Raw genomic sequence first — 23,479 nt, 5'->3', positions numbered from 1 at the left:
CTCCACACCGCCGACCTCACCCTCCTCCTCCAAGCCCACACCGCCTACAACCCCCACACACTCCGAGCGGCCCGCCTACTCTTCGACACCCGCGGCGTCAGCGACGGGACAGCCGAGGTGCTCTGACGATGCCCGGGCTGGGGGCGGGTTCCGCCGGGCGAAGGTCACCGACGGGCGGGGCGACACTGCGCGTGCTGGTGTGCACGGTGGTGCATCACCCGCAGGACGCGCGGATCCTCCACCGGCAGATCAGGGCCATGCTCGACGCCGGCTACTCGGTCACCTACGCCGCGCCGTTCTCCGCGTGCAACACCGAGCCGTGGCCGGAGCTCACGGCCGTCGACCTGCCGCGGGCGGTGGGTCGGGCCAGGGGCGAGGCACTGCGAGCGGCGCGCCGGATGCTGCGTACGCATGGACATGAGGTCGACGTCGTCCTGCTTCACGATCCTGAGCTGTTGCTGGTACTGCCCGGGCTGGACATTCCCGGAGCCGTGGTCTGGGACGTGCACGAGGACACCAGCGCCGCCCTGATCGCGAAGCGCTGGCTGCCCGGACTGCTCCGGCCGCTCGCGCGGATGGGCGTCCGGATGGTCGAGGACCGCGCCGAACGGAGCCTGCGGCTGATCCTCGCCGAGGAGGGCTACCGCAACCGCTTCCGCCACATCCATCCCGTCGTCCCCAACACGACGTACGTACCGGAGAACGTCTCGACGGCCGGCGACGACCGGGTGGTGTATGTCGGCCACCTTGCCGCCGCCCGCGGGGTCGACGTCATGGTCGAGACGGCTCGCCACCTCGCCGGGAGCGGGCTCACCGTCGACGTCGTGGGTCATGCCGACGGCCATTCCCGCGGCGCGCTCCGGGCCGCGCAGGACAACGGCTGGCTCAGGTGGCACGGGTTCGTCCCCAACGACAAGGCGATGGCGTTCCTCGACGGTGCCATGTGCGGGCTCTCGCTGCTGCAGGACCTGCCCAACTACCGGCACTCGATGCCGACGAAGGTGCTCGAGTACATGGCCCACGGCGTACCCGTCGTGACCACCCCGCTGCCGGCGGCGGTGTCGCTGATGCAGGTGCACAGGTGCGGGGTCGTCGTCCCCTTCGACGACCCGGAGGCGACCGCGGCGGCGGTGTTGCGGCTGCATCGCGACGCCGCCCTGCGTACCTCCATGGGTCTGCGCGGCCACCAGGCCGCCCGGGTGGGATACCACTGGCCGGACACCGCGCAGGAGTTCCTCACCCGGATCGAGTCATGGGCCCAGGCGGCCCGCCCGCGTCCCTGTCTGACCCTCGGCACCACGCTCTGAGGTAGTGACGCGAAGCCTGCGCGGTCCGCGCGAGTGGCGCGAAGCCGGCGCGGTCCGATGGCCGCTCCGCCGCGTTCGAGGCATGGTCCGGGTGCAACTGGCCATGTCAGCGTGGCGTCCGGCACCCGGGCCAGGCGTCGATGCCTGTCCAGGGTGTCGATGGCCTGGCTGGCCAGGCGAATGTCGGCGACCGGTGTCCCCGCTCCTACCCGGGTGCGAGCCGCTCCTCCGCCCGGGCGAGCACGTCCACGACCCGTTCGGCGGCGTGGCCGTCGCCGTAGGGGGTGCCTCTGTCCGACGCCGGCTTGTCCCGGTCCGCCAACTCCTTGACCTTCGTGAGCCCGGGGTCGAGGACGTTCCAGCCGCCGGCGAGCGTCTCGACCCATTCGGTCTCGGTACGCAGCGTCGTGCACGGGGTCCCCAGGAGGTACGCCTCCTTCTGCAGGCCGCCGGAGTCGGTGACGACGCCGCGGGCGCCGAGCAGGGCACGCACCATGTCGGGATAGGCGAGTGGTGCCACCGGGTGCAGCGCGCCCCGCCGCAGCACGAGGCCGTACGCCTGGCACCGTGCCTCCAGCCGGGGGTGGGCGAGGAGCGCCACCGGCACGTCGAGTCCCGCGAGGGCGTCGAGCACCGCGGCCAGCCGGACCGGATCGTCGGTGTTCTCCGCCCGGTGGACCGTCGCGACGACGAAACCGACCGACGACTCCGCCACCGCCGCCGGCAGCTCGTCCGGCAGGGGCAGCTCAGCCACGCTCGCGCGTACCCGAAGGCACACGTCGGTCATCACGTCGCCGACGAGGAGCGACCGCTCGGCGAGTCCTTCGCGGGCCAGGTGACCCATCGCGAGCTCGGTCGGCGCCAGCAGCAGGTCGGCGGCGTGGTCGGTCAGGACGCGGTTGTGCTCCTCGGGCATCGCGCGGTTGAACGAGCGCAGCCCCGCCTCGAGGTGCGCCACCCGTTGTTGCTGCTTGACCGCGGCGAGCGCGGCGGCGACGGTCGAGTTCGTGTCGCCGTAGACGAGCACCCAGTCGGCCGACACCTCTGTGAGTACCGGGTCGAGCGCGGCCAGCATCGCGCCGGTCTGCACGCCGTGCGTACCCGATCCGATCCCCAGGTGGACGTCCGGCGCCGGGATGGCCAGATCGGCGAAGAACACCTCCGACATCCGCGCGTCGTAGTGCTGGCCGGTGTGGATGATCACGTGTTCGTGAGCGGTCCTGGCGAACGCCGCCGCCACGGGGGCCAGCTTCACGAACTGCGGACGGGCTCCGACCACGCTGATGACCTTCACGGCGACTCTCCTCGCGCTAGGGTGACTCTCCTCGCGCTGGCAGGGCGGATCCGTCCGTAGTTCGCAGCGCTTTCCGACCGGGACCGCCTCGCATCCGACCGCGCCCGACCTTTCGTTCGTCCGGATCCGGACGCTCGGCACGTTACTCTAGCGAGCGCTGGCGCAAGTCCTGCAACAACGCCACGGAGGCCGGCTTCTCGTGAATGTCACCGATCCGTTGACGATCGCCGTCGTCGGGCTGGGCAAGATCGGCCTGCCCCTTGCGGTCCAGTACGCGGGCAAGGGCCACCACGTCATGGGCGTCGACGTCAACCCGCGCGTGGTGGAGCTGGTCAGTTCCGGCACCGAGCCGTTCCCCGGCGAAGCCGATCTCGACGTACGCCTGAAGCAGGTCGTCGCCGACGGGCGCCTGCGCGCGACCACGGACTACGCGGCGGCGATCCCCGATGCTTCGCATGTCGTGATCGTCGTCCCACTCTTCGTCGACGCCGAGGGCGTACCCGACTTCGGCTGGATGGACGCCGCGACCCGCGACATCGGGGCGCACCTCACCCGCGGCACCACGGTGATCTACGAGACGACGCTGCCGGTCGGCACGACGCGTACCCGCTGGAAGCCCGCGCTCGAGCAGCGCTCGGGGCTGACGTGTGGCACCGATTTCTGGGTCGCGTTCTCACCCGAGCGGGTGCTGACCGGCCGGGTGTTCGCCGACCTGCGGCGCTATCCCAAGCTGATCGGCGGGCTCGACCCGGTGGCGGCTGACCGGGCGCGGGCGCTCTACGCCGCGGTCATCGACTTCGACGACCGGCCGGATCTTGCGCGGCCCAACGGTGTCTGGGACCTCGGGTCGGCCGAGGCTGCGGAGCTGGCGAAGCTCGCCGAGACCACCTATCGCGATGTCAACATCGGGTTGGCGAACCAGTTCGCGCGGTACGCAGGCGAGCACGGCATCGACATCCACGCGGTCATCGACGCCTCGAACTCCCAGCCGTACAGCCATATCCACCGGCCCGGCATCGCCGTCGGAGGGCACTGCATCCCGGTGTATCCGCGGCTCTACCTCTGGAACGACCCGTCCGCCACCGTGGTGCGGGCCGCCCGCGAGGCCAACTCCGAGATGCCCGCCTATGCCGTGGAGTTGCTGGCACAGACGTACGGCGATCTCGCGGGTGCCCGCGTCGTGGTGCTGGGTGCGGCGTACCGCGGTGGGGTGAAGGAGACGGCGTTCTCCGGTGTCTTCCCGACCGTCGACGCACTGCGGGCGGCGGGGGCTGACGTCGTGGTGCACGATCCGTTGTACGCCGACGACGAGTTGACCGGGCTCGGGTTCACGGCGTACCACCTGGGCGAGCCGGTCGACGCCGCCATCGTGCAGGCCGACCACGCCGACTACCGCGGTCTCGGCCCGGCGGACCTGCCTGGCATTCGCGCCTTCGTCGACGGCCGGGCGCTCACCGATGCGACACGGTGGCGCGAGGCCGGGGTGCTGCACCGCACCATCGGCGTCGCCTGACGTTGTCGCCTGCTTCCGCGTGGTCGGATTCAGAAGGGCTGGACCGCTGCGCTGACTGGCCCGCTGGCCTGCTCGGCGTACGTTGCGCGCCAATTCTTGGGCGATGCGCGCCCGAATTGGCGTGCATCCTGGGGAATGATCACCCATTCGTGATCATTTTCCACTCAGGGGCGCGCCGTGGTCGGGTGTCAGCCGTTGGCGAGCGCCTGGAGCCGGTCGTACGCACCGTTGAAGTAGTTCTGGTCCAGCGGGCTGCTGGTGTACTGCCAGATCGTCCGCGTACCCCATCCGGCGGGCAGGGTGTGCAAGGTCCGGCGGACCCAGCGCACCACGCACGCGCGGGGGCCGCCGGCACGACTCACCTGCGGGCGAGCTCCTTCAGTTCGGCCCACGAACCCTTGAAGTAGTTCTGGTCGAGCGGGGTGTCGGTGTACTGCCAGATCGTGTGCCGTTTCCAGCCACCGGGGGCCTTGCCCGGCCGAGGGTTGTAGCTCGCGAGCCACAGCGGATGATCGCTGAACGCCTGGGAGTCACCGGTGCAGTCGCGCCACCAGCTGCCGTTGGTGTAGATGATCGCCTTGCGTCCGGTGAGTTTCTCGTACGTCGTGAGGAAGTCGTCGGTCCAGGCGACGATTTCCTCAGGCGAGAGGTTGTAGCACGTCGGCCGTCCCACGGCTTCACCGAATTCGATGTCGAGGACGCCTGGCAGTGTTCGACCGTCCGCCTTTCCGCCACCGCCATTTGCGACGAAGAACTTCGCCTGTGCGGCGCCACTTGGGCCGTCAGGAAGCGCGAAGTGATAGGCGGTGCGGAGCATTCCGACCCGGCCTGCGCCTTCCCACTGTTCGTCGAAGGTGTCGCTGATGAAGTTCGTGCCCTCGGTGGCCTTGATGGAGGAGAAGCGCATGCCCTGGCGCCACCAGTAGTCCCAGTCCACATTGGGTTGAAAGCTCGAGATGTCGATCCCACGGACCCGGATCCAGCCGTTCATGTTGACCTGGTGGCCGTTGCGCTCGGCCGCGAGGGCGCTCTCGTCGCCGCGTCCGGCCCTCCGTCCGTTCGTGCCACGGTCGGTTCGGTCGCCGCGGCCGGCGCGGGACTCTTCCTGCTGGGTCAGGGCTTTCTGGTCGACCTCGGCCTGGCCGGTGACCGTGCCTCCACCGCGTTCGCCGGCGTCGCTCCCGCCGGCGTCGCCCTGGTGTCCGTCGTGGGAGTCAGTGGTCCCGTCGTCTGACTGGGAGATGTCGTCGCCGTCCTGCTCGCGCACGCCGGAGTCGTCGGCGCCGGCCGCGGCGTCCGGGTCGCCGCCATCCCCGCTGGCGGACACGTCGCTCTCGGAGTCCGAGCCGACCCCCTCTTCGCCTGCCGGGCTGTCTCCGGTGACGGTGATCCCACCCTGGTCCGCGGCAGGATCAACGCCGCTCCGGTCGACGCTGAAGGTCGGGATGGCGAGCCCGGCGGTGAGTGCCGCGGCACCGACATAGACGGCGAGGGACTTCCAGGACGGCCGTTTGCGAAAAAGACGGTCAGGCCTCGGGATTTCGACGGCAAACAGCCTCACAAGCTCTCCTCCGGGTCGGGACATCAGGCGTGAACGGCTCGCCGAAATCCCGACTGTCAGGCACACAGGCGTGGTGAGGACAGCCAGATCGGTCGACGCGAGTGGATCAGCGATGCGTGAGCAGCGTGAACGTGCGTGTCGCGGGGCTGTGATTCCGGGAGCCGCTGTTCTGTTCGGGTACCTGGTCTCCGGGTACCTGGTTGTGGTGCCGGTTGCGGCCCCCGCGGCCGACCTGCGCATTCTGCGCGAGCGCTTGCGGGCTTTCCAACCCGGGAGTCCACAATGCGGGAAATTGCCGGTACGTCTGCGACTTATCCACACCCACGCAACGCAATGTCCGGCTCGGGAGTGATGTACTTAGATCGTCAGTCTGCCCGGATATGGGCGGCAGGCGGTACGTGGTCTGGATCGCAGGCGGTCTGACCTCCCTGGACCTGGCCTGGTCCTGCGTTCCTGGGCTCACCCGGCGGGTCGGAGTCGTACCGTCGGTCGTCCGCACGCGGGCGACGGGCGATCCGACCCGCCGGCCGCGTCACACACGGCCCGGCGCGGTGGATGGGGTTCGGTGAAATGGGGGACAGCGATGCCCGGACGCGCAGCGCATGACGGAGGAGTCAGCCGGCCAAGGCCGGTGCGAGGTGGCGCCGCCGCCACTACCAGCGCGCTGATGTCGGGACCCCGCCCACGACGTAACCCCGCCGATGACGGCTCGTTCGTTCCAGTGAGGACGAGATGTACACGGGGTGAGCGGTGAGACGTCAGCCAGGACGCACTCTCAAGCGCGGCATCGACGTCGTCCTCGCCCTCGTCGGCCTCCTCGCCCTCACGCCGGTCATGGTGGCCGTCGCACTCCTGATCAGGTGGCGCCTCGGCCGGCCGGTCCTCTTCCGCCAGCGCCGCACGGGCATGGGCGGCCGGCAGTTCCGCGTCCTGAAGTTCCGTACGATGACCGACCGCCGGGACGCCCGCGGGGAGCTCCTGCCCGACCACCGCCGCCTGACCAGGCTCGGGCGGCTCCTGCGCCGGCTGAGCCTCGACGAGATTCCGCAGCTCATCAACGTTCTGCGCGGCGACATGAGCATTGTCGGCCCGCGGCCGCTGTTGCCGAAGTACGACACGTGGTACACCGCCACCGAGCGCCGCCGGTTCGACGTCCGGCCAGGCATCACCGGACTGGCGCAGATCGCCGGTCGCAACACGGTGGGATGGGGCACCCGGCTCAGCCTCGACGTGGAGTACGTCGACCGCTGGTCGCTCTGGCTCGACGCGGTGATCATCGTACGGACGATCCGGGTCGTCTTCGCGCGGGAGGGTGCCGTCGCCGACCAGCGGGCGCTCATGTCCGACCTGGACGAGGAACGCGCCGAAGCGCTGACCGACGAACTCCTCCTCGACGCCGAGGGTCGCAAGCTCCTCCGCGCCTGCTGACCAGGCGAGGTCCTCGACCACGAGGCCCTCCTTCAAGACCGCGTGGCTCCGTCAGCCGGGGGGCGCGGTCGCGGACCTGGTGAGCGGCCGGGCGGGCACCCCGACCACGGTCGTCCCGGCCGTGACGGAACGGGTCACCACCGCACCAGCGCCGACGTAGGCACCCGATCCGACCTCGAGACCCTGGAGTACGCACGCGTTCGAGCCAATCGTGACGCCTTGGCCGAGTCGGACGTCACCGGCGACGTTCGCTCCAGGAAAGACCGTCGCGAAGTCCTCGAGGGCGGCGTCGTGGCCGACTGACGCGGTGTAGTTGACCTGCGTGTGGCGGCCGAGAACGCAGGACGACGAGACGTGGGCGAGGGCCAGGATCACCGACCCGGCACCGACCGTCGTCTCCGGACCGATGACCGCGCGCGGATGTACGACGGTGCGTGGCGTGAATCCTCGGGCGGCGAACTCGGCGGAAAGTCGCATTCGTACGGCCGGATCCGCGATCGCCACGACGAAGCCGGCGCCCGTTTCGTCCGCCGGGTCGGAATCCGGATCGGCGTCGTCCGGATGGATCACGGTGAGCCCACGGATCCGCTCGCCGGCGCGGGAATGATCACAGAACACCACGGGGGCAGCCTGGCCACGGTCGTACCCGCGTCCCTCGTGACCGCGCTCGGTGCCACGGTCGGCATGATCACGCGCCGCGAGTACCGCGTCGTAGGTTTCGCGACCGAATCCCCCCGCACCGACGATGTACAGCGTCATGACCTGCCAGCCTAGTGACCGGCTCAGCTGGGGGTATCCGCTCTCGCGTCCGTGATGCGGAGAGGCACCGGACCGCCGCTGGAGGGCCCAGGTAGCATCGCAGGGCGTCCGTCCCGTCCCGATGCCACGGCAGGTGGAGTTCATGTCCGTCGATTACCGATTGTCACACCTGCAGGCGCTCGAGGCCGAGTCGATCCACATCCTCCGTGAGGTCGCGGCCGAGTTCGAGCGACCAGCGTTGTTCTTCTCCGGTGGCAAGGACTCCTGTGTCATGCTCCGGCTCGCCGAGAAGGCGTTCTGGCCGGCGCGGATTCCATTCCCGCTCCTGCACATCGACACCGGCCACAACTTCCCCGAGGTGCTGGATTTCCGCGACCGGCGCGTCGAGGAGTTGGGCGTGCGACTGATCGTGGGGTCGGTCCAGAAGGCGATCGACGAGGGGCGGATCCGGGAGCGCCCGGGCGAGACCCGAAACCGGCTGCAGACCCCGGTGATCCTCGAGATGGTCGAGGAGCACCGGTTCGATGCGCTGCTTGGTGGCGGTCGCCGTGACGAGGAGAAGGCGCGAGCGAAGGAGCGGGTCTTCTCGTTCCGCGACGAGTTCGGTCAGTGGGACCCGAAGAACCAACGGCCCGAGCTGTGGAACCTCTACAACGGCCGCCTTCACACCGGCGAGTCGATCCGCGCGTTCCCCCTGTCCAACTGGACCGAGCTCGATATCTGGCAGTACACCGCCGACGAGGGCATGGAGATCCCGTCGATCTACTACGCGCACCGGCGGAAGGTGTTCCTGCGCGACGGCATGTTGCTCGCCGAGTCGGAGTTCGTACCTCGCCGGGAGGGCGAGGAGTTGACCGAGCAGACGGTGCGTTACCGCACTGTCGGCGACATCTCCTGCACGGGCGCGGTGGTGTCCACGGCAAGCACGATCGAGGAGATCATCGCCGAGGTCGCCACCAGCCGGGTCACCGAACGTGGAGCGACCCGGGCCGACGACAAGTTCTCCGAGGCCGCGATGGAAGACCGTAAGCGGGAGGGTTACTTCTGATGGATCTGCTGCGGTTTGCCACGGCCGGCAGCGTCGACGACGGCAAGAGCACGCTGATCGGCCGGCTGCTGTACGACTCGAAGGCGATCTTCGAAGACCAGCTCGAAGCGGTCGAACGCACGAGCCGCGACAAGGGCTTCGAGTACACCAACCTCGCGCTCCTCACCGACGGTCTGCGCGCTGAGCGGGAGCAGGGCATCACGATCGACGTGGCCTACCGCTACTTCGCGACGCCGCGGCGGAAGTTCATCATCGCCGACACACCGGGCCACATCCAGTACACCCGCAACATGGTCACCGGTGCGTCCAACGCCGACCTCGCCCTGGTGCTGGTCGACGCCCGCAACGGCCTGGTCGAGCAGACCCGGCGGCATGCGTTCCTGGTGTCGTTGCTGCGGGTGCCGCACCTGGTGCTGTGTGTCAACAAGATGGACCTGGTGGGCTACGACAAGGCGGTGTTCGACCAGATCCACGAGGACTTCGTCGGCTTCGCCACCAAGCTGAACATCCCGGACCTCGAGGTCATCCCGATCTCCGCGCTGGAAGGCGACAACGTAGTCGACCGGTCGCCCAGCATGCCGTGGTACGACGGTCCGTCGTTGCTGCACCATCTCGAGAACGTCCACGTCGCGAGCGACCGCAACCTGGTCGACGTCCGCATGCCGGTGCAGTACGTCATCCGGCCACACTCCAACGACTACCACGACTACCGCGGTTACGCCGGTCAGATCGTCGGCGGTGTGCTCAAGCCGGGTGACGAGGTGATGGCGCTGCCGTCGGGGCTGACGTCCCGAGTGACCCACATCGACACCGCCGACGGACCGATCGACGAGGCGTACCCTCCGATGTCGGTGACCGTGCAGCTTGCCGACAACCTCGACATCTCGCGGGGCGACATGATCTGCCGGCCGCACAACGCTCCGCACGCCGCCCAGAACGTGGACGCGATGGTGAGCTGGATGGTCGACAAGCCTCTCGAGCCAGGTCAGCGGATCCTCGTCAAGCACACCACGCGCACGGCCAAGGCGATCGTGAAGGACCTGCACTACCGGCTCGACGTCAACACCCTGCACCGCGACGAGACAGCCGGCCAGCTCGGGCTCAACGAGATCGGGCGGATCGACCTTCGCGTGGCGCAGCCGCTGTTCGTCGACGAGTACCGCCGGAACCGGTGGACCGGCGGGTTCATCCTGATCGACGAGGCCACCAACGTCACCGTCGGCGCCGGCATGATCGTCAGCGCCACCTGACGATCCCGGCGCTGAGCGCGCTCGTCTGATGGTTCACTGAAGCGGCAAGCACAAGACCGCCCTCACGCTTCCGGTGATCATGATCGTGGTCATGAAGCCGCAGAGGTCAGATGGCCCCGTTTCCCTTCAGGGACCCGTTTGCCTTCATGATCACCGGGCCCTGTCGCCGACCCATTCGGGTTCATGATCACGGTCATGATCACGAGGAGGATCACGGTCATGATCACGGGGAGGGGACAACCTTGTCGCGGGCCGTGGCGAAGGCGGTGGCGGCGCGGTCGAGGTCGTCGCGGGTGTGGGCCGCCGACATCTGCGTACGAATCCGCGCCGTGCCGTGCGGCACGACCGGGTAGGAGAACGCCGTCACGTAGATTCCGAGCTCGAGCAGCGCAGCGGCCATCCGCCCCGCCAGGACGGCGTCGCCGAACATGACCGGGATGATCGGATGCTCGCCCGGGAGTACGTCGAAGCCCAGCTCGACCATCCGCTCGCGGAAGTACGCAGTGTTGTCGCGCAGGCGCTCGCGCAGCTCGTCAGAGGAGTCGAGGAGGTCGAGCGCCCGGATCGACGCGGCCGCGATCGACGGCGCGAGCGAGTTGGAGAACAGGTACGGACGCGACCGCTGCCGCAGCACCTCCACGATCTCGGCGCGGGCGGACGTGTAGCCGCCACTCGCCCCGCCCAGTGCCTTGCCGAGGGTGCCGGTGAGGATGTCGATCCGGTCGGCGACGCCGTGCAGCTCCGGCGTACCCCGGCCGTGCGCGCCCACGAACCCCACCGCGTGCGAGTCGTCGACCATGACCAGCGCGTCATGGCGCTCGGCGAGGTCGCAGATGTCGGCGAGCGGTGCGAGGTAGCCGTCCATCGAGAAGACCCCGTCGGTGGCGATCAGCCGGAACCGCGCATCGGCCGCGGCCTTCAGCTGGACCTCGAGGTCGGCCATGTCGGCGTTCTTGTAGCGAAAGCGCCGCGCCTTGCACAGGCGTACGCCGTCGATGATGCTCGCGTGGTTGAGCGCGTCGGAGATGATCGCGTCCTCAGGCCCCAGCAGGGTCTCGAAGAGCCCGGTGTTGGCGTCGAAGCATGAGCTGTAGAGGATCGTGTCCTCGGTGCCGAGGAAGTCCGAGATCCGGCGTTCGAGGCGTTTGTGCAGCTCCTGCGTACCGCAGATGAACCGCACCGACGCCATCCCGAAGCCCCACTCGTCGAGCCCGGCCTTCGCGGCCGCGATGAGCTCTGGATGGTCGGCGAGGCCGAGGTAGTTGTTGGCGCAGAGGTTCAGCACCTCGCGGCCGCCGGCAACGCCCACCGTCGCGCTCTGTGGAGTGGTGAGAGGGCGCTCGGCTTTGTAGAGACCCGCGGTACGGATCTCGTCGAGGGTGTCGCGGAGGTGGTCGCGGATCTTGCCGTACACGTCGTTCCCTTCGACCTGTGCCGGACGAGGGTGGTGTGTGCCCTCGTGGGATGGGGGACGCCCAGAGGCGAATCCCGATGGGATGAGGTTGCCCCTGTGACGAACCTATGGGATGAGGGGCGCCCTCATGCGAACCCGGTCGGGTTGAGGGGCCCCTGATGCGAACCCGGTCGGGTTGAGGGGCGCCCTCAGGCAGCATGCTCGGGCGGATTCTGGTCCCAGTCCAGGAGTACCTTGCCGCACTGGCCTTCCCGCACGGTGGCGAACGCCGCTTCGTAGTCGGCGGCCGGGAACCGGTGCGTGATCACCGGCGTGATGTCGAGGCCCTCCGAGACGAGCACCGACATCGCGTACCACGTCTCCATCATCTGCCGGCCGTAGATGCCCTTGATCGTCAGCATCGACAACACCACCCGACTCCAGTCGATGCTGATCCGGTCCGACTCCGCCGGGATGCCGAGCATCGCGATCCGACCGCCGTGTGCCATCGCGTCGACCATGGCGGGCAGCGCGGTCGGGTGGCCGGACATCTCGAGGCCGATGTCGAATCCTTCCTTCATGCCGAGCTCGTGCTGCGCATCTGCCAAGGTCGTACGCCCGACGTTGAGGGCGCGGGTGACACCGACCCGACCGGCGAGCTCCAGCCGGTAGTCGTTGACGTCGGTGATGACGACGAACCGCGCTCCGGCATGGCGTACGACGGCCGCCGCCATGATCCCGATCGGTCCGGCGCCGGTGATCAGCACGTCCTCGCTCAGCACGGGAAACGTGAGCGCCGTGTGGACCGCGTTCCCGAACGGATCGAAGATCGTCGCCGCGTCGAGGTTGATGTCGGCCGGGTGCCGCCACACATTGGTCGCCGGCAGCGTGAGGTAGTCGGCGAACGCACCGGACCGGGACAGTCCGACTCCCTGCGTGTGCGCGCACAGGTGCCTGCGCCCGGCCATGCAGTTGCGGCAGCGCCCGCACACCAGGTGGCCCTCGCCGCTCACGACGTCGCCGACCTCGAGCTCGGTGACGCCGGCGCCCAGCTCGACGATCCTGCCGACGAACTCGTGGCCGATGACGAGCGGGACGGGTACGTGGGCGCGGGCCCAGTCGTCCCACGAGACGATGTGCAGGTCGGTGCCGCAGATCCCGGTCTGCAAGATCCGGATGAGGACCTCGCCGGCTGCCGGCGCCGGGTCAGGGACCTCCTCCAGCCACAGCCCGGGCTCGGCCTTCGCCTTCACCAACGCACGCATCGCCGACGTCTCCCACCGGGTCCGGCGTCCGGACCCCTCGCTCCTGCCGCGCCCGCCGCGCCTCGCCTCGCCCCGCCTCGCCCGGCGCCGTGTCCGGTCGCTGGCCTACGGATGGCGGCCGGTGAGGCCGATCAGCTGGTCCTGCCGGTCGTCCCCCGCGACCTTGACCGGGGGCGCGAAGATGCTTGTGCCCTGCCACTGGGGCACGACCTGCTCGGCGTACTCCCATACGTACTCAACCACGTCCGGGTCGAGCCGGTCCGGCAGACCGGCGGCCTGGGCGAGATCCCAGGCGTGGACGGTCAGGTCCATGAGCATCTGGTTCGCGTACTCCGCGACCGGCGCGTCGCCCATCGAGAGGTGCACCGACCGGTCGTCGGCGGCCTCTGCCCACGCGGCGAGCGAGTCGTCGATCGCGGCCGCCCAGCGCGTGGCTGGCTCGTCGCCGATCACGTCCCCGTCGTATCGGTCGCCGACCTCGCTGATGGTCTCGCCGCGGAGCAGGTGCGGTGCCCACAGGTGTTCGGCGACCACGTGGTTGACCAGGTCGTGGACCGACCATTCGGTGCAGGGGGTGCGTGCCTTCCACAGATCAGCGGGTACGCCGTGCACCCGATCGCCGAAGAGCCTGGCGGCCCGCGGCATGAGTGTCCGCGCGGTCGGCCTCGTCGCCATCGTTGTCGCCTCCCGCAGGTGATCGGGCGTCAGAACGTGGTGAGTGTCGCCTCGCTGGTACGTAGCGAGGGGGAGTACGGACTGCTAGAGTTCGAACATGTATTCGAATAAGACTCACGAACCGAGTCTCGCCCCGCTGGCTGAGATCGATCCGATCGCCCTGGGCCAGGCCGGGCTCCAGGCACTCGCCCTGGCCGGCACGGCGATCCTCGCACGCTACGCCCGCTCCCAGGACCGTGCCGACGAAATGGCCGATTTGGAGGGTACCCTCCCGCACCCTGACCGAAGCATTCTCATGAGCGCGCTGGGGGCGTTCGCCGAACCGCTGGCGGCCGCGAGCTCTGGTGACGAGGACGTTCGCCGGCAGGCCGATGCCGTCGCGGCGATGTGCCTGCGGGCCCGAACCACCCTCACCCGCCAGGACCGGCTCGTGCCCGGGGCCAGGCAGCGATGACCTTCGCCGGGTTCACGTCCGACGGAAGGCTGCGCCAATACGCCAGCCTTCCGGTCAGGCGTCCGGCCTGGCGGTGGTCAGGTGTCCGGCCTGGCGGTGGTCAGGTGTCCGGCCTGGCGGTGGTCAGGTGTCCGGCCTGGCGGTCGTCAGGCGTCGCTGGCCGGCTGGTCGAGGCCTGACCAGCCAGCCGGATCGACCCCGCCCGGCACCGGCGCCTCAGGGTCGTACGGCTCCCGCGTGAACGTGAACGTCGCGAGGTCGAGATGACTGACCCGGCAGTCTCCCGCGCCGCCGCGAGTGCTGCCGCCCCGCTCCGCGCCCTCCCGTACGACCCGTAGTGTCTCGCCGGCGTAGTAGCCGTCGAGTCCGATCCAGGTGCCGTCGCCGTTCGAGCGGAACCGCACCCGCTCGCCGCCGGACATCCGGGTGAGCTCGAGAAGCTCTCTGCCGCGCGCCCGCAGGACGAAAGCCGCGGGCCCCCAGTACCACTGCCCGACGATCTCCAGGACGGAATCGTCCAGCGCGTCCACCGGCGTCCACTCCGCCGGCAGCCGCGGTTCGGCGTCGAGGACGATCCCGACGAGATCCGCGGCAACCCCGCCCACGCCGCTCGTCGTGTTCGCCAACATGACGGCGCCGACCTGCTCGTCGACGTCGATGAGCAGGTCGGCAAGGAAGCCCGGCATGGAGCCTTGGTGGCCCACCATGGTCCGGCCGTTCTGGCGCAGGACCCGCAGGCCGAGGCCGTAACCGTTCGTCCATTCCGGTGCCCGCTCGAGGATCACGGGGTCGCGGAGCTCGGCGAGGGTGGCCGGGCTCAGCACGCCGCCCGTGTCGCCGCCGATGAAGGCCGCCCATCTGGCCAGATCACCAATGGTCGACCAGAGCTGTCCGGCCGGGGCCATGGCGCCGGCGTCGTGGGCGGGCTCGGGCAGGATCAGATCCGCCCAGGGATGGACCGCGTATCCCTCGGCATGTGGTGCCTTCGGCAGATATGTCGTACGACGTAACTCCAGTGGTTCGAGGATCTCGCCGCGCAGGGCATCCCACCAGGACCGTCCCCGGTGCCGCGCGACGACCTCGCCGAGGATGGCGAAGCCCAGGTTGGAGTAGTGGTACCTCCGGCTGCCCGGATGCTTCACCGTGTGCGCGTCGAACGTCGACGACAGCGCTGGCCAGTCGTCGCCGGGCGTCCGCTCCCACCAGGGGCCGTCGCGCTCGGCCTGGGCACCGGACGTGTGCGACAGCAACTGGGCGATCGTCCGGTCGCCGAGCGGTGTACCCGTGATGTGGCGTTCGAGCGGATCGGCGAAGTCCAGGCGACCCTCGTCCCGGAGGCGGGCGACGAGCACCGCAGTGAACGTCTTGGTGATCGACCCGATCCGGGACTGGGTGTCGCTGCTGGGCACAGTGTCGTCCACGCGGCCGCGGGCGCCGGTCCAGACGAGCGCCCCGTCGCGGACCACACCGGCCATCAGCCCCGGCGCGCGGGCCTCGGCCTGCTCCCTGGCGATCCGGTGCAGCAGGCTCCGAGCCGTGCTCGGAAAGAGGTCGGACATGGCGTCACCGTACCGGCGGACCTTTCGGCCCTTCCGGCGCGCCGGTCTGGTGTATGTGCACGCCCCGGGATTGGCAAGATGAATGACCACGTTGAGCGTGCCCGCGGTAAGCGGAGCACGCATGTACGCCTGGTTGGGGCTCCACAGGGATGCTCAACGTGGTCATTTGCCGGAATCGGCGGGTGGGCTTACAACACCGGCGGCTGGATTGCGGCGGGGGCGCGGGACCGCAGGAGTCCGGGGCAAAGCGGACGACTCCGACCTCAGCCGGCGTTTCGCCGACCGCGACGTGGGCCCCGGCCAAGGCGTCTGGTTAGACTCGACAACGTGCCGGTGAGTGGCGATGGATCGCATTCCCACAGTGGCGTTTCCAGCCCCCAACATCCCCCGGGAGATCCGGGGGTCGTCCCCCGGGCAAACCCAGAGCTCGCCGGGGCCCGCCCCCGCCTCCTCGATCCCGACGACCACCGACCCAGGGACGCCTGCGGCGTCTTCGGTGTGTGGGCCGAGGGGGAGGAGGTCGCGAAGCTCACCTATTTCGGTCTCTACGCCTTGCAGCACCGCGGCCAGGAATCGGCCGGGATCGCGGTGAGCAACGGCCGCCAGGTGCTCGTCTACAAGGACATGGGCCTGGTTTCCCAGGTCTTCGACGAGGCCATCCTCGAGTCCCTCACCGGCCACATCGCGGTCGGTCACTGTCGCTACTCCACCACCGGGTCCAGCGTCTGGGAGAACGCCCAGCCGACGTTCCGGTCCACCGCGGCCGGCGGCCTCGCGCTGGCGCACAACGGCAATCTCACCAACTCGGGCGACCTGGTGGAGCTCGCCGCCAAGCGCGCCGCCGAGACCAGCCTATTGGCGGCGCCGATCGGTGACGAGCGGTCCACGACCGACACGGGGCTGATCACCAACCTGCTGGCCAGCTACGCGGACCGGCCGCTGCTCGACGCGGCGGCTGAGGTGTTCCCCGCTCTGCGTGGTGCGTACTGCCTGGTCTTCATGAACGAGTCCACCCTGTACGCCGCGCGCGACCCGCAGGGCATCCACCCGCTGGTCATCGGAGCACTCGACACCGGCTGGGTGGTCGCCAGTGAGAACGCGGCGCTCGACATCGTGGGTGCGTCGTTCGTCCGGGAGGTCGATCCCGGCGAGGTGGTGGCGATCGACGGCGCCGGGATCCGGTCGAAGAAGTTCGCCGCGGCGGAGCCGAAGGGCTGCCTGTTCGAGTACGTCTACCTCGCCCGCCCTGACGCCAGGATCGCCGGCCGCTCGGTCCAGGAGAGCCGGGTCGAGGTCGGCCGCCGCCTGGCTCGGGACTACCCGGTCGACGCCGACCTGGTGATCCCGGTGCCGGAGTCCGCGACGCCCGCGGCGATCGGCTACGCCGAGGAGAGCGGCATCCCCTACGGCCACGGCCTGGTCAAGAACAGCTACGTCGGGCGGACGTTCATCCAGCCCAGCCAGACCATCCGCCAGCTCGGCATCCGGCTGAAGTACAACCCGCTCCGCGAGGTCATCGAGGGCAAGCGCCTCGTGATGGTCGACGACTCGATCGTGCGCGGCAACACCCAGAGCGCACTGGTACGCATGCTCCGCGATGCCGGTGCCCGCGAGGTCCACGTCCGCATCTCGAGCCCGCCGGTGAAGTGGCCGTGTTTCTACGGCATCGACTTCGCGTCGGCGACCGAGCTCATCGCCGCCGACATGGCCGTCGACGAGATCTGCCGGGCGATCGGGGCCGACTCGCTCGGCTTCATCGATCTCGACGCGCTGGTCGCGGCGAGCGGGCAGCCGGCCAACCAGCTGTGCCGGGCCTGCTTCGACGGGGTCTACCCGGTCGCCATCCCCGACGGCGCGCGCCTCGGCAAGCACCAGCTCGAGGTCGCGGTCAGCGGCCGGTGAACCTGGTGGTTGAGGGTGCGCGTGACGTGAACCTGTTGGTCGAGGTGCCCCTGATCCGAACCGGCCTTGGGTGAGGGGACCCCTGACGTGAACCTATTGGCCGAGGGTGCCCCTCATCCGAACCCGCGTGGGAGAGAGAGGACGTCGCCATGAGTGGATCCGGTGCCCCAGCAGGCACAGACCGTGGACTCTCGTACGCCGACGCGGGCGTCGACATCGAGGCGGCCGACCGAGCGGTCGACCTCATGCGGGACTGGATCGAGAAGACCCGCCGTCCCGAGGTGGTGGGTGGCATCGGCGGCTTCGCCGGGCTGTTCGACGCGTCCGCCCTGCGCGACTACCGCCACCCACTGCTCGCGACATCCACCGACGGGGTGGGTACGAAGGTCGCGATCGCCCAGGCCCTCGACAAGCACGACACGATCGGCTTCGACCTGGTGGGCATGGTGGTCGACGACCTCGTGGTCTGTGGCGCGGAGCCGCTCTTCCTCACCGATTACATCGCGTGTGGCTCGGTTGTGCCCGAACGCATCGCGACGATCGTGAAGGGCATCGCCGAGGCGTGCGTCGTGGCCGGTTGCGCGCTGGTGGGCGGCGAGGTCGCGGAGCACCCTGGCCTGTTGGAGCCCGCGGAGTACGACGTGGCCGGCGCGTCGACCGGCGTCGTCGAGGCCGATGCGGTGCTCGGCCCGGACCGGGTCCGAGCCGGTGACGTGGTGATCGCGATGGCGTCGTCGGGCCTGCACGCCAACGGCTACTCACTCGTACGCAAGGTCCTCGCGGTCGCCGGCCGGCGCCTCGACGGTCACGTCGACGAGCTCGGTCGGACGCTCGGCGAGGAGCTGCTCGAGCCGACCAAGGTCTACGCGAAGGACTGTCTCGCCCTCGCAGAGGCGTACGACGTCCATGCGATGGCCCACATCACTGGTGGCGGGTTGGCCGCGAACGCGGCCCGGGTACTCCCGAACAACCTGGACCTGGTGCTCGACCGGTCGAGCTGGTCGCCGCCACGGATCTGCACCCTGCTCGGTGAGTGGGGTGGCGTGGCGTCAGACGAACTCGAGCGCACCTTCAACATGGGTGTGGGCATGCTCGCCCTGGTGGAATCCGCCGACGTCGATGCCGCGGTCGACATGCTCATTGACCGCGGCATCCACGCCTGGGTTGCCGGAAGAGTGCTCGCAGGTGAGGGCTCCGCGCGTCTGGAGGGAAGCTACGGGCGGAGGTGACCGCGTTCGACCGCGTCAGCGGCGACGTGCGATGCGGTCGTCCTCGTCGGCCCCGTCGTCAAGCTCGCCGTCGGGGTCATCCTGCTCGGCGTGAACGTTGCCGTTCTTGCCGTCCTCACGACTCGACAGTTCTCGTTGCAGCGCTTCGAGGTCGGTGTCGTGGGTGCGGTACTTCAGCTCCCGGGCGACCTTCGTCTGCTTGGCCTTGGCACGGCCGCGCCCCATGGGTCGACCCCCTCGCACAACATAAACCGGGGCAACACGGCACAGTGTGAAACACCGGCGTGCACCCTCGGGCTCACGGTCTCATCTGTTCGTAGGTCAACCGTACCGGCAGCCGCCGTAATCCCGCACGCCGGGTCCGACCCGCACCTCAACGCCGACAGTCGTTATCCACAGGTTTTCCACAATCATTGGCGTGGGAATCCGGGGTGACGGGAGTCGAGTGTCCGACTTCGTACCGGATCGCGTGACATTGCGTGAACTGTCAACTCTTCCGTGTAGCCAATCTCGAAACTATCCGACCGAGTCCAGGATCGGGCAAGCCGGTCCAGACACCGAAATCGGCTCGAAGGCAGTCCGCTGGCTGGGATACAAAGGTGTCCGCACACATGGTCATCGGAGACCTTTCGTACGCCGGCTGGAGGCGCGGACTCAGCCCGTGCTCCCTCACACGAACGGCAGGGCACCCAATCGCATGACCCAGCGGACAGTGCTGCTCACCGGGGGCTCCGGTCACGTCGCCAGGCTCCTGATACCCGGACTCCGGGGGTACTCCCTCCGGCTCGTCGACCTGGTCAAGCCGGGCGATGTCCAGCCAGGCGGTTCCGGGGGAGACGGCGCCGTAGCAATGGGCGGAGGTGTCGGCAGCGCGGCGGCGGACCACGACGGTGGTGCGGCCCCGGGCGACGTCAGCCGTGGGGTGGGGGACGGTGACGTCGATGGTGCGGAGGCGGTGCCCCCGGACGTGCGGGGCGGGGACCTGGCCGACCGCTCGTTCGCGGCCGAGGTCGTCGAAGGTGTCGACACGGTGCTGCACCTCGCGGCCAACCCACACCCGAACGCCACCTGGGACGCGCTCCGTTCCCCGAACGTCGAAGCGCTGGTGAGCGTCCTCGAGGCCGCACAGCGGGCCGACGTACGACGGGTGATCCTCGCGAGTTCCGTTCACGCGATGGGCGGTTACGTGCAACAGGAGCGGCACCCGGTCATGGAGGAGTGGCCCCCATGGCCGTGCTGTGCGTACGGCGCGACCAAGGCGTTCGCGGAAGCGCTGGGCCGCGCTTGCAGCTACCGGACCGGACTGTCGGTCATCTGCCTTCGATTCGGGGGCGTCCAGCGGCGCCCGGGCTCGGTGGGTGCGATGGCCTTCTGGGTCGGGGCGCCGGACCTGCGGCAGCTGGTCGGCCGCGCGATCGAGGCTGACGACATCCGCTTCGGTGTCTACCACGGCGTGTCGGCCAACACCCGCCGGGAGTGGGACACCTCCGGTGCCGCCGCCGACCTCGGGTACGCACCGACGTGTGACTCCGAGGAGTTCCTCGGTGAGATCGACCCCAACCCTGTCCGTGCGTTCTGCTCGCGCAGTCCACAGCCCTGAACCCGAGCCTTGTCTGGAAGTCGAGCCCTGCCTGGAACCTGAGCCGTTGAACCCGAGCTTTGCCGTGACGTTCGGCTGCCCTGACCCTGCGGCTGCCCTGACCCTGCGGCTGCCCTGACCCTGCGGCCGACCCGCGTCAACCAACTCCCTCGCCGCCTGGAGGAATCATGAGCGAACAAGGAAAGATCCGCGTCCTCGTCTGGTCGGAGCACACCGCTCCCAAGGAGATGTATCCGTACGACATCAACGGCGCGGTCGCCGACGGCCTGCGGCAGGAGCCGAACGCGTTCGACGTGCGTACCGCCGAACTTGTCGACCCCGGCCAGGGCGTGCCAGAGGAAGCACTCGCCGAGACCGACGTCCTCGCGTGGTGGGGTCACATGCTCCACAACGCCGTACGTAACGAGACCGTCGACCGGATCGAGCGGCACGTGAAGGAGCGCGGCATGGGCTTCCTCTCGCTGCACTCCTCGCACATGGCGAAGCCATTCACCCGGCTGATCGGTGATGACGGCCGGATCGGTGGCGTCAAGCACGAGGCGGGTCCCGAGGAGATCAAGGTGTTGGCACCTGACCACCCGGTGGCCGAGGGGATCAGCGACTTCTCGATCGACCCGGAGGAGATGTACGACGAGGAGTTCGGCTGCGGCAAGCCCGACACGGTGGTGTTCCACTCGACGTTCCCGGGCGGGCACGAGTTCCGGTCCGGGTGTGCGTACACGGTCGGCGCGGGTCGCGTTTTCTACTTCCGACCCGGGCACGAGGAGAACCCCACGTACTACCGGGATGACGTACGCAAGATCATCCGCAACGCCGCGAAGTGGGTCGCCGGCCGGTCGTAGGGCGAGACGCGCCAGCTGGCACGCCGGCGGTGCCGCAAATGACCACGCTGCCCATGCGTGTGGACCTTCGCAAGGCGTCGATGCCTTGCCCACGGTTCGGCGGCATGGGCAGCGTGGTCATTTGCGCGGGCACTCGCGGGTGGCCGCGCCACAGGCATGGGCGGCGTGGTCATTTGCGCGGCGCTTTCGTGCGTTGCCCTGCCACAGGCATGGGCAGCGTGGTCATTTGTCTCAGCGGTCACTCGTGCGGTGTCCCGCCGACCGGATGGCCGAGCCAGAGGGTACGTCGGGCGCTCGCTCCGGCGATCCGGCGTTCGGCCATCCGGTCGGCGGCGGCGGCAGGAGGTACGCCCTCGTCGGCCGCGAGCTCCAGGACCCGGCGCATCGTGTCGTAGATCCGGGCAGCCCGCGCTTTGGCGCGCTCGAAGCTGAAGCCGTCGAGTTCGTCGGCGACCTGGATGATTCCGCCGGCGTTGACGAGGTAGTCGGGGGCGTAGAGGATGCCCCGATCCTGGAGCAACTTGTCGATACCGGGATGGGCGAGCTGGTTGTTGGCGCCACCGCAGATGATCCCGGCGCGCAGGGACGCCAGCGCCGACTCGTCGAGCGCACCGCCCATCGCGCACGGCGCGTAGACGTCGAGGTCGGCGGCCGCGAGTGCGCCCACGTCGTCGACGACCACCACGTCGGGATGGTCACGCAGGACCTGCTCGATCGCCCGCGCCGAGACGTCGGTGACGACGACCTCCGCGCCCTCGTCGCGCAGATGTCCGACCAGTCGTCGCCCGACCTTGCCCACCCCGGCCACGCCGACCCGTCGGCCAGAGAGGGAGGGTGTGCCCCACCGGTGGGACGCGCAGGCGCGCATTCCCTGGAACACTCCGTACGCCGTGAGGATCGACGAGTCGCCCGCGCCGCCCTGTTCCACCGACCGGCCGGTCACGTGGGAACACTCGCGGGCGATCACGTCCATGTCCGGGGAGTACGTACCGACGTCGCATGCGGTGATGTACCGGCCGTCGAGGGACTGGATGAACCGGCCGTACGCACGGAGCAGGCGTTCGGACTTGTCCCGCATGGGATCGCCGATGATCACCGCCTTGCCGCCGCCGAGGTCGAGTCCGGCGAGCGCGGCCTTGTACGCCATCGCGGTCGAGAGGTTGAGGACGTCGGCGAGCGCGGACTCCTCGTCCGGATACGGGTGGAAACGGGTACCGCCAAGTGCGGGACCGAGAGCGGTGGAGTAGATGGCGATGATCGCCTTCAGGCCTGACGGACCGTCGGCACAGTAGACAACCTGCTCGTGCCCGGAATGTCGGGCAAAGAACTCGGCCACGGTGGTGACTCCTCGTCCGGGCGGCCCACATGGGTGGTGCGGGCGTCCGACACCACCATAGAGCGAGAACGGCTCCACTCCGATCTCTCCGGACAGGTGCCGCGAACCAACGGAGAGGTGCACGATGGGAGCATGCGGACCTCGGTCCTGACCCCGTACTGCTGCTACCTACGCGTCTACGAGCCAGTCGCCGCCTTTCCGGAGCGGGTGCGCTCGTCGTGGGTGGCGGCCGGTGGCGGTGTCCCCGACCGGGCGCAGCCCGGTGCGCTGGTGGTCGCGGAGCAGCGGGAGGCGCTGGCGGCCCTGCTGCCGGTGCTCCCGCCTGGCGCGTTCGCGGGCGACCACGAGCAGCGGGCGTACGCGATGGAGGTCGACGGGGCCGTCCTGTTCTGTCCGGATGAGCCCGCCTTGCGGATCCGTGAGGCGTTGAGCGACCTGATGACGGCCTTGCCCGACCATGTGCTGAAGGCCCTGCTTCCGGCCGGTGGCCTGGAACGGATCGATTTCAGCGCGTTGAGGAATTGCCCCCCGGACGCCGTACCTCACATCCTTACCGCCAGATGGCACGTTCCGCTGGTGTGGTTCGTCATCTTTGGTGATGAGGAACGCAGTGTCGGGATGGATCCGGTGCGCGAACTCCGCTACCGCACGCCGATGGTGGAGGCGCGACGCCGGGTGGGCCGCGCTCATCGGCTCCTCAGCCAGTCCCGGCCGGACTGGAAGCTCGATCCGCTGGCCGCGCTCGGCCGCTGGATCGAGGCGTTCCACCCGCACTCCTGGGTGGAGCTTGATTACGGAGGGCTTGTCCACCTGATGGACGCCGACACGCTGACCAGCGACAAGTCGGCCGCGGATGTCACTACTGCACTCAGGGCAGTAGCACAGGGTAACGATGAGGAGGCACTAACGGCCTACCACCGACTACGGAAGCGATGGTGGGCGCTGCGCGTGAAGGAGCGCGCATCGTGAAACACCGGGCCATGTTCGGGAAATTCTGGAAAATCTGGGCGGAACGCTCCGATTCGGGTTACGGTGAGTCACGTGAGGGAAGGGGAGGATTGACA

General features: G+C 69.1%; 21 protein-coding genes. 11 read left to right on the top strand and 10 right to left on the bottom strand.

What is annotated here, in order from left to right:
• Positions 1-128 precede the first annotated feature (128 nt).
• Positions 129-1,307 (top strand): glycosyltransferase, encoded by a 1,179-nt coding sequence (locus ABN034_RS27510; protein WP_349693879.1) that lies wholly within the window; start codon positions 129-131, stop codon positions 1,305-1,307.
• A gap of 205 nt (positions 1,308-1,512) precedes the next feature.
• Here ABN034_RS27510 and wecB read toward each other — a convergent pair whose 3' ends face one another.
• The gene (wecB, locus tag ABN034_RS27505) at positions 1,513-2,601 is read right to left on the bottom strand and encodes a non-hydrolyzing UDP-N-acetylglucosamine 2-epimerase (protein ID WP_349693878.1); all 1,089 of its coding nucleotides are present in this window, start codon (positions 2,599-2,601) and stop codon (positions 1,513-1,515) included.
• 217 nt (positions 2,602-2,818) lie between these two features.
• Here wecB and ABN034_RS27500 point away from each other — a divergent pair, with 217 nt between their 5' ends.
• A complete protein-coding gene (locus tag ABN034_RS27500) occupies positions 2,819-4,114 on the top strand; it encodes a nucleotide sugar dehydrogenase (protein WP_349693883.1) in 1,296 nt (431 codons plus the stop codon).
• Between the two features lie 188 nt (positions 4,115-4,302).
• Here the strand turns inward: ABN034_RS27500 and ABN034_RS27495 are convergent, their stop codons facing one another.
• Together ABN034_RS27495 and ABN034_RS27490 are read right to left on the bottom strand one after the other, a co-directional pair.
• The gene (locus ABN034_RS27495; RefSeq protein WP_349693877.1) at positions 4,303-4,476 is read right to left on the bottom strand and encodes a hypothetical protein; all 174 of its coding nucleotides are present in this window, start codon (positions 4,474-4,476) and stop codon (positions 4,303-4,305) included.
• Positions 4,473-5,675, bottom strand: coding sequence for a GH25 family lysozyme (locus ABN034_RS27490; protein WP_349693876.1), 1,203 nt, complete (start codon positions 5,673-5,675; stop codon positions 4,473-4,475). Before ABN034_RS27490 ends, ABN034_RS27495 begins: the two co-directional genes overlap by 4 nt.
• Positions 5,676-6,425: 750 nt before the next feature.
• On the opposite strand from ABN034_RS27490, the gene ABN034_RS27485 reads away from it, so the two are divergent.
• Positions 6,426-7,103 (top strand): sugar transferase, encoded by a 678-nt coding sequence (locus ABN034_RS27485; RefSeq protein WP_349693875.1) that lies wholly within the window; start codon positions 6,426-6,428, stop codon positions 7,101-7,103.
• A 51-nt stretch (positions 7,104-7,154) separates the two neighbouring features.
• Here ABN034_RS27485 and ABN034_RS27480 read toward each other — a convergent pair whose 3' ends face one another.
• Positions 7,155-7,862 carry an acetyltransferase gene (locus ABN034_RS27480; protein ID WP_349693874.1) on the bottom strand — a complete coding sequence of 236 codons (708 nt, stop codon included), beginning with the start codon at positions 7,860-7,862 and terminating at the stop codon, positions 7,155-7,157.
• A 142-nt stretch (positions 7,863-8,004) separates the two neighbouring features.
• On the opposite strand from ABN034_RS27480, the gene cysD reads away from it, so the two are divergent.
• The gene (gene cysD, locus ABN034_RS27475; RefSeq protein ID WP_349331970.1) at positions 8,005-8,910 is read left to right on the top strand and encodes a sulfate adenylyltransferase subunit CysD; all 906 of its coding nucleotides are present in this window, start codon (positions 8,005-8,007) and stop codon (positions 8,908-8,910) included.
• Complete coding sequence (locus tag ABN034_RS27470) at positions 8,910-10,160, top strand: sulfate adenylyltransferase subunit 1 (RefSeq protein WP_349693873.1); 1,251 nt, start codon at positions 8,910-8,912, stop codon at positions 10,158-10,160. Before cysD ends, ABN034_RS27470 begins: the two co-directional genes overlap by 1 nt.
• 223 nt (positions 10,161-10,383) lie before the next feature.
• On the opposite strand, the gene ABN034_RS27465 is transcribed toward ABN034_RS27470, so the two are convergent.
• The 3 genes from ABN034_RS27465 to ABN034_RS27455 all read right to left on the bottom strand — a co-directional run bounded on the left by ABN034_RS27465 (position 10,384) and on the right by ABN034_RS27455 (position 13,493).
• Positions 10,384-11,562, bottom strand: a complete 1,179-nt coding sequence (locus ABN034_RS27465) for a glycine C-acetyltransferase (protein WP_502879103.1) — start codon at positions 11,560-11,562, stop codon at positions 10,384-10,386.
• A 200-nt stretch (positions 11,563-11,762) separates the two neighbouring features.
• Positions 11,763-12,818: an L-threonine 3-dehydrogenase gene (gene tdh, locus ABN034_RS27460; RefSeq protein WP_349693871.1), complete on the bottom strand. Its 1,056-nt coding sequence runs from the start codon at positions 12,816-12,818 to the stop codon at positions 11,763-11,765.
• Positions 12,819-12,923: 105 nt separating this feature from the next.
• Positions 12,924-13,493: a TIGR03086 family metal-binding protein gene (locus ABN034_RS27455; protein WP_349693870.1), complete on the bottom strand. Its 570-nt coding sequence runs from the start codon at positions 13,491-13,493 to the stop codon at positions 12,924-12,926.
• A gap of 97 nt (positions 13,494-13,590) precedes the next feature.
• On the opposite strand from ABN034_RS27455, the gene ABN034_RS27450 reads away from it, so the two are divergent.
• Complete coding sequence (locus ABN034_RS27450; protein ID WP_349693869.1) at positions 13,591-13,947, top strand: hypothetical protein; 357 nt, start codon at positions 13,591-13,593, stop codon at positions 13,945-13,947.
• Between the two features lie 146 nt (positions 13,948-14,093).
• On the opposite strand, the gene ABN034_RS27445 is transcribed toward ABN034_RS27450, so the two are convergent.
• Positions 14,094-15,506 carry a serine hydrolase domain-containing protein gene (locus ABN034_RS27445; protein WP_349693868.1) on the bottom strand — a complete coding sequence of 471 codons (1,413 nt, stop codon included), beginning with the start codon at positions 15,504-15,506 and terminating at the stop codon, positions 14,094-14,096.
• Between the two features lie 327 nt (positions 15,507-15,833).
• Here ABN034_RS27445 and purF point away from each other — a divergent pair, with 327 nt between their 5' ends.
• A complete protein-coding gene (gene purF, locus ABN034_RS27440) occupies positions 15,834-17,408 on the top strand; it encodes an amidophosphoribosyltransferase (protein WP_349693867.1) in 1,575 nt (524 codons plus the stop codon).
• Positions 17,409-17,557: 149 nt separating this feature from the next.
• Positions 17,558-18,637: a phosphoribosylformylglycinamidine cyclo-ligase gene (gene purM, locus ABN034_RS27435; protein WP_349693866.1), complete on the top strand. Its 1,080-nt coding sequence runs from the start codon at positions 17,558-17,560 to the stop codon at positions 18,635-18,637.
• 15 nt (positions 18,638-18,652) lie between these two features.
• On the opposite strand, the gene ABN034_RS27430 is transcribed toward purM, so the two are convergent.
• Entirely contained in the window at positions 18,653-18,862 is a 210-nt protein-coding gene (locus tag ABN034_RS27430) for a DUF3073 domain-containing protein (protein ID WP_349331979.1), read from the bottom strand.
• A 472-nt stretch (positions 18,863-19,334) separates the two neighbouring features.
• On the opposite strand from ABN034_RS27430, the gene ABN034_RS27425 reads away from it, so the two are divergent.
• Positions 19,335-20,237, top strand: a complete 903-nt coding sequence (locus tag ABN034_RS27425) for an NAD-dependent epimerase/dehydratase family protein (RefSeq protein ID WP_349693865.1) — start codon at positions 19,335-19,337, stop codon at positions 20,235-20,237.
• A 167-nt stretch (positions 20,238-20,404) separates the two neighbouring features.
• A complete protein-coding gene (locus ABN034_RS27420) occupies positions 20,405-21,079 on the top strand; it encodes a ThuA domain-containing protein (RefSeq protein ID WP_349693864.1) in 675 nt (224 codons plus the stop codon).
• 238 nt (positions 21,080-21,317) lie between these two features.
• On the opposite strand, the gene ABN034_RS27415 is transcribed toward ABN034_RS27420, so the two are convergent.
• On the bottom strand, positions 21,318-22,415 hold the full coding sequence (locus ABN034_RS27415) for a Glu/Leu/Phe/Val family dehydrogenase (protein WP_349693863.1): 1,098 nt from the start codon (positions 22,413-22,415) through the stop codon (positions 21,318-21,320).
• Between the two features lie 132 nt (positions 22,416-22,547).
• On the opposite strand from ABN034_RS27415, the gene ABN034_RS27410 reads away from it, so the two are divergent.
• The gene (locus ABN034_RS27410; protein ID WP_349693862.1) at positions 22,548-23,384 is read left to right on the top strand and encodes a DUF8083 family protein; all 837 of its coding nucleotides are present in this window, start codon (positions 22,548-22,550) and stop codon (positions 23,382-23,384) included.
• Positions 23,385-23,479 lie beyond the last annotated feature (95 nt).

Source organism: Actinopolymorpha sp. B11F2, from assembly GCF_040195635.1.
Classification (GTDB): Bacteria; Actinomycetota; Actinomycetes; order Propionibacteriales; family Actinopolymorphaceae; genus Thermasporomyces.
This window is presented reverse-complemented; position numbering and strand designations above follow the sequence as displayed.